4 protein-coding genes and 1 pseudogene are annotated in these 9,273 nt (G+C 65.6%); 4 read left to right on the top strand and 1 reads right to left on the bottom strand.

The features are described from left to right. The 4 genes and pseudogenes from VGL01_RS06390 to uvrA all read left to right on the top strand — a co-directional run. Positions 1-712 (top strand): hypothetical protein (locus VGL01_RS06390; protein ID WP_331568015.1); only part of this gene is annotated, 712 nt, incomplete at its 5' end. A 24-nt stretch (positions 713-736) separates the two neighbouring features. Then, positions 737-1,138 carry a DUF488 domain-containing protein gene (locus tag VGL01_RS06385; RefSeq protein ID WP_414720183.1) on the top strand — a complete coding sequence of 134 codons (402 nt, stop codon included), beginning with the start codon at positions 737-739 and terminating at the stop codon, positions 1,136-1,138. A gap of 32 nt (positions 1,139-1,170) precedes the next feature. Further along, positions 1,171-1,776: pseudogene (locus VGL01_RS06380) on the top strand (uracil-DNA glycosylase family protein). Between the two features lie 255 nt (positions 1,777-2,031). After that, positions 2,032-7,986 carry an excinuclease ABC subunit UvrA gene (gene uvrA, locus VGL01_RS06375; protein ID WP_331568014.1) on the top strand — a complete coding sequence of 1,985 codons (5,955 nt, stop codon included), beginning with the start codon at positions 2,032-2,034 and terminating at the stop codon, positions 7,984-7,986. Positions 7,987-8,001: 15 nt separating this feature from the next. Here the strand turns inward: uvrA and VGL01_RS06370 are convergent. Then, a partial coding sequence (locus VGL01_RS06370) for an MFS transporter (protein WP_331568013.1) occupies positions 8,002-9,273 on the bottom strand: 1,272 nt, incomplete at its 5' end.

Below are 9,273 nucleotides of genomic sequence, written 5' to 3'. Positions count from 1 at the left end.
TGGCGCCGCTTTTTCGGCGATGAGCTCTTCGCCTTGGGCATCTGTCAACGTTGTCTTTTTGTTTTTGCTGATCGTCCTGCCAGGGGCGCGGGCTCGTGCCGAACGGCCGTTTCATCCGTTGCCGCAACGGTTGCGTCAGGCCCTTCGGCTCTTTTCCCTGCTCGGGCTCGCCTTTGCGATCTGGTCCATCGGCCTTTTTGCGTGGCAGGCAGGCTGGCATGACACGGTGTATGCGGTGACCGAGACCAACGGCTGGCTCGTCGTCGGGCCCGCACTGTATGCAGCCGTGCTCTGGATTTGCCGGCCGCGCCCGCTTTGGCGCACGAATGTCGCCGCACGGCGTTTTGCGATCGGACGCTATGCGATCGCACTCGATGCTGCTGCGCAGACCGCTGTCGTCTGGATCGAAAGCCGCAAGCTCGGTCAGTACGATATGCGAGAGCTTTCCGTGAAGTGGTCCCCAAGCGAAGCCGTCGAAACCGCTCATCCGCTCGTGAGCGAACCCGCGACCGCGCGTCGGGGGCCCGCTCCGGCGGCGCGCCTGCCGCAGGGGGGCGGGCAGGCACGCCGCTCGCACGTCGAATTGATATGGGATTCCCCCGCCGCGGCCGGGCACAACCGGCAGATCGTACTGCGTGCCGCGCTGGTCAAGCCAGGCGATCGCGCCGCCGCGCGTGCGCTCGATGCGGCACTCGAGCAAGCGAAGGCGTAGCGGCAAGGGGATGCACGGCTCGGCTTGAACTCGACACATGGCAAGAAGGGCATGATGAAGCACGTTCGAATCGGTGTGGCGCGGGCGTACGACCCGCCGGGAGACGACGACGGTTCTCGTTATCTCGTCGATCGGGTCTGGCCGCGCGGCATTAGGAAGGATGCCTTGCGCATCGAACAATGGCTTCGCGATGTCGCGCCGAGCAATGAGCTGAGACGATGGTTCGGCCACGACCCACAGCGTTGGGACGACTTCGTCGAACGCTACCGCGCCGAACTCGATGCCAATCGAGCGGCATGGGAGCCGCTGCTGGAAGCGGCGTCACAGGGCCCGATCACGCTCGTCTATGGCGCGCGCGATCCGGAGCATAATCAGGCCGTCGCGCTGCGCGACTATCTCGAGCGCAAGCTCTCGCACCGCCGATAACCGCGAACGACGCAGCCGTTCGATCGAGTTCGATGTCCTCCCGCTCCTCCTCTCGTCTGTCCGCATTGTTGACCGAAATCCGCGCGTGCCGCGCTTGCGAGTCGCATCTGCCGCTGGGCCCCCGGCCCGTTTTGCAGGTTGGCCGCGGCGCACGGGTGCTCGTCGTCGGTCAGGCCCCCGGCTCGCGCGTTCATGCCACGGGCATACCGTGGAATGACCGCAGCGGCGAGCGCCTGCGCGAGTGGATGGGCGTCGACCCCGCGCTTTTTTACGATGAGCGACGCATCGCGTTGCTTCCAATGGCGTATTGCTACCCGGGGCGCGGTGCCTCGGGCGATTTGCCGCCGCGTCGCGAATGAGCGGCACTTTGGCTCGACCGGGTGTTGGCAGAACTGCCGCATATCGAGCTGACACTGCTTGTCGGCACCTATGCGCAGCAGCATTTTCTACGGAGCGACCGGCGCGCGACGCTGACGGAAACCGTCGCGGCATGGCGCGACTACGGCCCGGCACGGCTGCCGCTGCCGCACCCGTCGCCGCGTAACCAAGGTTGGTTCAAGCATCATCCGTGGTTCGAGCGCGAGCTCGTGCCGGTGCTGCGCGAACGCGTGGCGCAGGCACTGGGAGGCGCGAGCTAATCGCCCCGTTTCGCGCTGTTTTGCCCCGTTTCGCCGCATCGCCGAAAACGTCCCATTAGCCGCATTGCGCGAGCAATCGACGCGCGCCTTTATTGGCGCCGATGACACCCGGAACAAACGAAGAAACGTCGCGCGCGGGTGCAACGCAGTGCCGCGCGCGGGACTATCATTGCACCCCTGACCGCCGCTTGTCTCGAAATGGGGGGCGACGACATCGAATTGAAGCGCAGTACGCGCGTATAGAGGGACCGTTCCATGACTTTCGGAGTGATCCGCATTCGCGGAGCTCGTCAGCACAATCTCAAAAATATCGATCTCGATTTGCGTACGGGGGAAATGACCGTTGTCACCGGACCCTCGGGATCGGGCAAGTCGAGCCTGGTGTTCGACACCCTTTACGCCGAGGGGCAGCGCCGCTACGTGGAAACGTTCAGCGCTTATGCACGCCAGTTTCTCGACCGTATGGATCGCCCGCAGGTCGACCGGGTAGACGGCGTGCCGCCGGCGATTGCCATCGACCAGACGAATCCGGTGCGCAGTTCGCGCTCGACCGTCGGCACGATGACCGAGCTCAACGATCACCTGAAGTTGCTGTATGCGCGCGCGGCACAACTTTTCGACAAGGTGACGGCGCAACCGGTGCGTCACGATACGCCCGAGACCATCTACGCCGAGCTGCTCGAGCGCACCGTCCAGGACAACCCGCGCGTAGTCGTCACGTTCCCCGTCGAGTTGCCCGAAAGCGCGAGTGCCGAAGAGATCGGCGAGTGGCTGTCCGCGAGCGGCTATACGCGTGTGCAGGCCGAGCGCGAGCAGCAAACGAGCGGCGGCGTGCGCAAGGTGCTCGATGTCGTGGCCGACCGGTTCCGTATTCATGGAACCGAGAAGGTACGTGTGGTCGAGGCGATCGAAGCGTCGCTCAAGCGTGGTGCAGGTCGAGTGAACGTCTATGTGCTGGCGGAAGGTGCGGGGCGCTCCGAGCAACCGGATCGTAGCGGGAAGGCGAGCGCGGCTGAGGATCTGGCGGCGCCGCTCATCTGGCGGTTTTCGACGGGACTGCACTGCCCGGACAGCGATTTGCGTTATGCGGATCCTCAACCCGGACTGTTCTCGTTCAACTCGGCCTACGGCGCGTGCGAGGTTTGCCGCGGCTTTGGCCGCGTCATCGGCGTGGATCTCGGGCTCGTCATTCCCGATGCGCGCAAGACGCTCGCGGGCGGAGCGATCAAACCGATGCAGACGCCGGCGTGGAAGGAGTGCCAGGACGACCTGATGCGTTACGCCGCACGCGCTCGCGTTCGCACGAACGTGCCGTGGTCGGAGCTCACCGAGGCCGAACGCGAGTGGGTCATCGAAGGCTCTCCGGATTGGGACGGCGCATGGCAGCGCCATTGGTACGGCGTGCGCCGGTTTTTCGGCTATCTGGAATCGAAAGCCTACAAGATGCACATCCGGGTGCTGCTGTCGAAATATCGCAGCTATACCCCCTGCGAGGCCTGCGGCGGCGCGCGGCTGAAGACCGAATCGCTGCTGTGGCGGCTCGGCGCCAAGGAAAACGCGGATGCGGTGCTTGCGACGGAGTTGCGGTTCATGCCGAACGGTACGGCATGGACGCCGGCGCAATTGCACGCGTTACCTGGACTGACCGTGCACGACGTGATGCTGTTGCCGATCTCTCGCATCCGCCAGTTCTTCGACACGCTGAGCTTGCCGAGCGCCTTGCTCGACGATGCGCTCAAGCTGCTGATCGCCGAAGTGCGTACGCGGCTGAAGTACCTCTGCGATGTGGGGCTCGGCTATCTGACGCTCGACCGGCAAAGCCGCACGCTTTCGGGCGGCGAGGTGCAGCGGATCAATTTGACGACGGCGCTCGGCACATCGCTCACGAAGACGCTGTTCGTTCTCGACGAGCCGAGCATCGGCCTGCATCCGCGCGATTTGAACCGTATCGTCGAAGCAATGCGGCGTTTGCGCGATGCCGGCAATACGCTCGTCGTCGTCGAGCACGATCCATCGGTGATGCTCGCGGCCGACCGACTCATCGACATGGGACCCGGGCCCGGTGAGCGTGGCGGCACGATCGTCTATGACGGCGCGCCTGACGACATCCGCACCGCGCCGACGCTGACCGGCGACTATCTCGGTTCGCGGCGGCACGTCGCCGATGCGACGCATTGGGCTGGGCGGCCCGTCGACGCATCGACGCCGCGGCTCGTGCTCGCAGGCGCGAGCGAGCACAACCTGCGCGACGTGACCGTGGAGATTCCGCTTGCACGGCTCGTTTGCGTAACGGGCGTCTCCGGTTCGGGCAAGTCGACGCTGATCCAGGACGTCCTTTATCCCGCACTTGCGCGCCAACTGGGCAAAGCCACGGAGACGCCGGGAGCGCACCGGGCGCTGAGCGGTGCCGAATGGATCGCCGATGCGGTGTTCGTCGATCAATCGCCGATCGGAAAGACCGCACGCTCCAATCCGGCGAGCTACGTCGGCGCCTTCGACGAGATCCGCAAGCTGTTCGCGAAGGCACCGCTCGCGCTGCAGCGCGGTTATACGGCCGGGACGTTCAGTTTTAATTCGGGCGATGGCCGATGCCCGACGTGCGGCGGCTCCGGTTTCGAGCACATCGAGATGCAGTTTCTCTCGGACGTCTATCTGCGATGCCCCGACTGCGACGGCCGCCGCTATCGGGCCGAGGTACTCGAGGTGAAGCTCGAGCGCGAGGCGCGTGCGCTGTCGATTGCCGATGTGCTCGAACTGACCGTGAGCGAGGCCGTTGCGTGGTTTGCGAACGATGCGGACGTCTTGCGCGTGCTGGAGCCGATAGTCGATGTCGGGCTCGAGTACGTGAAGCTGGGGCAGCCGGTGCCGACGCTCTCGGGCGGCGAGGCACAGCGGCTCAAGCTCGCCGGATTTCTGGCGGAGACCGCGGCCAAGCCAGGCGCCGGCTCAGTGCCGGGCGGGCGGCTTTTCATGTTCGACGAGCCCACCACCGGTCTGCATTTCGACGATATCGCCAAGCTCATGCGCGCATTCGGCAAATTGCTCGCGCGCGGGCATTCGCTGCTCGTCATCGAACACAATCTCGATGTCGTGCGCGCTGCGGACTGGATCGTCGATCTCGGCCCCGAGGGCGGTGACGGCGGCGGGCAGATCGTCGTGGCGGGCACCGTGGATGACGTGAAGGCATGCGCAGCGTCGCATACGGGGCAAGCGCTGCTCCAATACGATGAGGCGTTGAGCGAGATGGCGCACACATCGGCCGATGTCGAAGCCGGCGTGCCGCTTCAGGCCGCATTGACAGCGGCGCGGGCGAGGCAACCCGTCGCGGGCGAAGACGCCATTCGCATCGTCAACGCGCGCGAGCACAACCTCAAATCCCTCGACGTCGACATTCCGCACGGCAAGTTCAGTGTGGTGACGGGCGTGTCCGGCTCGGGCAAATCGACGCTGGCCTTCGACATCCTTTTTCACGAGGGGCAGCGTCGCTATCTGGAGTCGCTGAACGCCTATGCGCGCTCGATCGTTCAGCCCGCCGGCCGGCCCGAGGTGGATGCGGTGTATGGCATCCCGCCAACGGTTGCGATCGAGCAGCGCCTGTCTCGCGGGGGCCGCAAGAGCACGGTGGCAACGACCTCCGAAGTCTGGCACTTCTTGCGCCTGTTGTACGTCAAGCTCGGCGTGCAGCATTGCGTCCACGACGGTGCTGCCGTCACGCCGCAAAGCGTCGAATCGATCGCCGCGCAGCTGCTGCGCGACTATGCCGGCCAGCATGTCGGCTTGCTGGCGCCGCTAGTGGTGAATCGCAAGGGCGTTTATACCGATCTCGCCAAGTGGGCGAAGGCGCGCGGCCATACGCATCTGCGTGTGGACGGCCAGTTCGTTGCTGTCGACCCATGGCCGAGGCTCGAACGGTTTCGCGAACATACGATCGAGCTGCCGGTGGCGGACCTCGTGATTTCCGCCGACCGCGAGAGCGAGCTGCGCCGCGCGCTCGATCAGGCGCTGGAGCTTGGTAAAGGCGTCATGCATCTGCTGGCACCGCTCGACGGGCTTGCCGATACGCTGTCCCAGGGAGGCGAGCATGCGCATCTCGGCGAACTCGAGGTGCTGTCGGTCAAGCGGGCCTGTCCGGTCTGTGCAACGAGCTATCCCGAACTCGATCCGCGCATGTTTTCGTACAACAGCAAGCATGGCTGGTGTGAAACCTGCGTCGGAACCGGACTTGCGCTGACACGCGAGCAGCGTGCCGCGTTCGACGATACGGCATTTGCCGACGATGGCCGCGGCCGCGAGCAGAGCTTGCCGAGCGAAGAGCTCGAACCCGAGGACGTCGGCGATACGCCTTGCCCCGATTGCGGTGGCACACGTCTGAACGCGGTCGCGCGGGCCGTGACGTTCGATTCGCATTCGATCGTCGACATCGGCCGGTGGACCGTCACCGAGACGCGTCGCTGGATCGATTCGCTCGAGCTTGCGGGGCGCGATGCGCAGATCGCGCGCGACGTCGTCAGCGAGATCGCGAGCCGCCTGCAGTTTCTCGAAGAAGTGGGGCTCGGCTATCTGAGCCTCGATCGTGCGGCACCGAGCTTGTCGGGCGGCGAGGCGCAGCGCATTCGTCTTGCCGCGCAACTCGGCAGCAATCTGCAGGGCGTGTGCTACGTGCTCGACGAACCGACCATCGGGCTGCATCCGCGCGACAACCGGATCTTGCTCGATGCCTTGCGTCAGTTGGGCGACAAGGGCAACACGCTCGTCGTCGTCGAGCACGACGAAGACACCATCCGGCGAGCCGATCACATCATCGACATCGGTCCCGGCGCCGGCAAGCGCGGCGGCCGGCTCGTGGCCGAAGGCGGGGTGAGCGATCTCGCCTCGCACCCGGAATCGCTGACCGGGCAGTTCCTCGCGCATCCGATCGTTCATCCGCTGCAACCGCGCCGCCCCGTGCTTCCGTTACGTCGTGCGGGCAACGGCAAAACGAAAACGGGCACGGGCACGAAGGCGACGACGGCCGATCTCTCGTCACCCAGTTCCCCCGAACGTTGGCTGACCGTTCACGGCGCGCACCTTCACAACCTGCGCGATATCACGGTCGACATTCCGCTTGCGCGCCTCGTGGCCGTCACGGGCGTGTCCGGCTCGGGCAAATCGACACTGGCGCGCGATGTGTTGATGACGAATCTGCTCGACGCGGTCGGTCGCTCGGTGCTGTCATCGCCCGCGGTACGCCGCGCGCGACGTGCCGCGCCGAGCGCCGCCCCACGCCGACCGGGGCGTGCTGCGAGTGCAACGGACGCGCCCGCACGGATCGAAGTCGAACATCGCTGGCAGGGTTGTCGCGCGGTGACAGGCTTTGAAGCCATCGACCGCGTGCTCGAAGTCGATCAGACACCGATCGGAAAAACGCCGCGCTCGTGCCCCGCAACGTACATCGGCGTATGGGACACGATTCGCAAGCTCTTCGCCGATACGCTGGAGGCGCGCGCGCGTGGCTATGCGGCTTCGCGTTTTTCGTTCAATACCGGCGACGGGCGCTGTCCCGCATGCGAAGGGCAGGGCGTGCGAACGATCGGCATGAGCTTTTTGCCCGACGTCAAAGTACCCTGCGATGTCTGCCATGGACAACGCTTCAACCCCGAAACGCTTGCCGTGACGTGGCGCGGACGCAATATCGGCGAAGTGCTGACGATGGAGATCGATGAGGCGGTCGAGTTCTTTTCGGCCATGCCGAGCATCGCGCACCCGCTGCAACTGATGAAGGATGTCGGACTCGGCTATTTGACGCTGGGTCAGCCCTCGCCGACGTTATCCGGGGGCGAGGCGCAGCGCATCAAGCTCGTGACCGAGCTCGCCAAGGTGCGCGATGACGTGACGCGGCGCGGACAGAAGGCGCCGCATACGCTTTACGTGCTCGACGAGCCGACGGTCGGCCTGCATATGGCCGACGTTGCACGGCTCATTCGCGTGCTGCATCGGCTTGTCGATGCGGGGCATAGCGTCGTTGTCATCGAACACGATCTCGACGTGATCGCGGAGGCCGACTGGATCGTCGATCTAGGTCCGGAGGGCGGTGCAGGTGGCGGCACTGTCGTGGCCGCGACCGATCCGGAATCGCTCTCGCGCGTGAGCGAAAGTCATACGGGGGCGGCGCTCGCGCCGGTCCTTGCGCGTACGGGCGAGCGCGAGTCGAAGCCCGCGCACGTTGCCTAGGCGCCCAGGCTTCGGTCAGCCCTCTGATGCGAGCTTTGGCCGGGCGTCGGGCGCAATGTCGTCCCTGTCCGTCACGACGCGCAGCGGCTCGCGGGCTGCGGGCGCGCTCGTGACGCGGCCGATCCACACGAGCGCCAGCGCGGCGAGCGAGACGGAAAGCCAGCCGTTCGTGCCATAGCCGAGCACATGTCCGGCCGCATCGGTCGACAGCAACATGCCGCCGATCCATGCGCCAAAACCCGTGCCGAGCGCCTGCACCGCGCCGTTGGCGCTCAGGAAAGCGCCGCGCTCGGCCGCCTCCGGCACCGTGGTCAGGATGGCTTGCAGCGGCACCATGCGCCCCGAACTGATGACCATGAACAGCGCGAAGAACGGCACCATGACGGCGAACGATAACGCGGGCAAGTGCGTCATGCCGAGGACCGCCAAAAGTGCTAACGACCCGAAGATGCGAAACACGCGCCGATGGCCGAGGCGGTCCGACAGCCTGCCGACCGCGCGCGAGGTGAAGAACGTTGCCGCACCGCCTGCCATGTAGAGCCATGAGATGCGGCCGGGCGCCACGCCATGATTCGCCACGAGCACTGGCGAAATGAACGGGATGACGAGCATGTGCGCGAGCATCATCGTGAACGTGAGCGCAAACGCCTTGAGATGGCGCACACGCGAGAGCATGCGCCACAGGGCAGGCAGCGCATCGGCTATGGCCGGCGCCCCCGCGCGCAGATGCTCCACCAGCGAAGGCACGGTGAGCGCCGCCACGCAACCGATCGAAGCGCTCAATGCCGCGAGCAGCCAGAACGGTGCGGCCCAGCCGAAATGTGCGCCGAGCAGCACGCCCGCGGGCACACCCGCGATGGCGGCCAGCGAGAACGAGGTCATGATGACGCCCGTGGCGGCGCCGCGCCTTGCGACCGGGACGACATCGGCGACGATGGCCATGACCCCTGCACCTAGTACACCGCCCGTGATGCCCGCGAATGCGCGGCTCGCGAGCAGCAGCGTGTAGCTCGTCGTCAACGCGCAGATCAGATTCGAAAGCGCAAAGAGCACATAGGCGACGAGCAGCAGCCGGCGTCTGTCGAAACGATCGATATAAGTTGCGGCGAAGAGCCCCGACAGTCCCGAGCACCACGAGTAAGCCGATACGGCCGCCGCGAAGGCCGCGGGCGTGATGTGGAACGCGGACATGATCTGCGGGCCGAGCGGCATCATGACCATGAAGTCCATGATGATCGTGAATTGCACGAGCGCGAGCAGCCAGATCAGCCGGCGCTCGCGGGTGGG

The sequence above is a fragment of the Trinickia sp. genome, assembly GCF_036503415.1.
In the GTDB taxonomy this organism is placed as follows: domain Bacteria; phylum Pseudomonadota; class Gammaproteobacteria; order Burkholderiales; family Burkholderiaceae; genus Trinickia.
This window is presented reverse-complemented; position numbering and strand designations above follow the sequence as displayed.

Bases quoted from the DNA above. Each gene is read 5' to 3' on its own strand.
- uvrA (WP_331568014.1), top strand. From the start codon at position 2,032: ATGACTTTCGGAGTGATCCGCATTCGCGGAGCTCGTCAGCACAATCTC.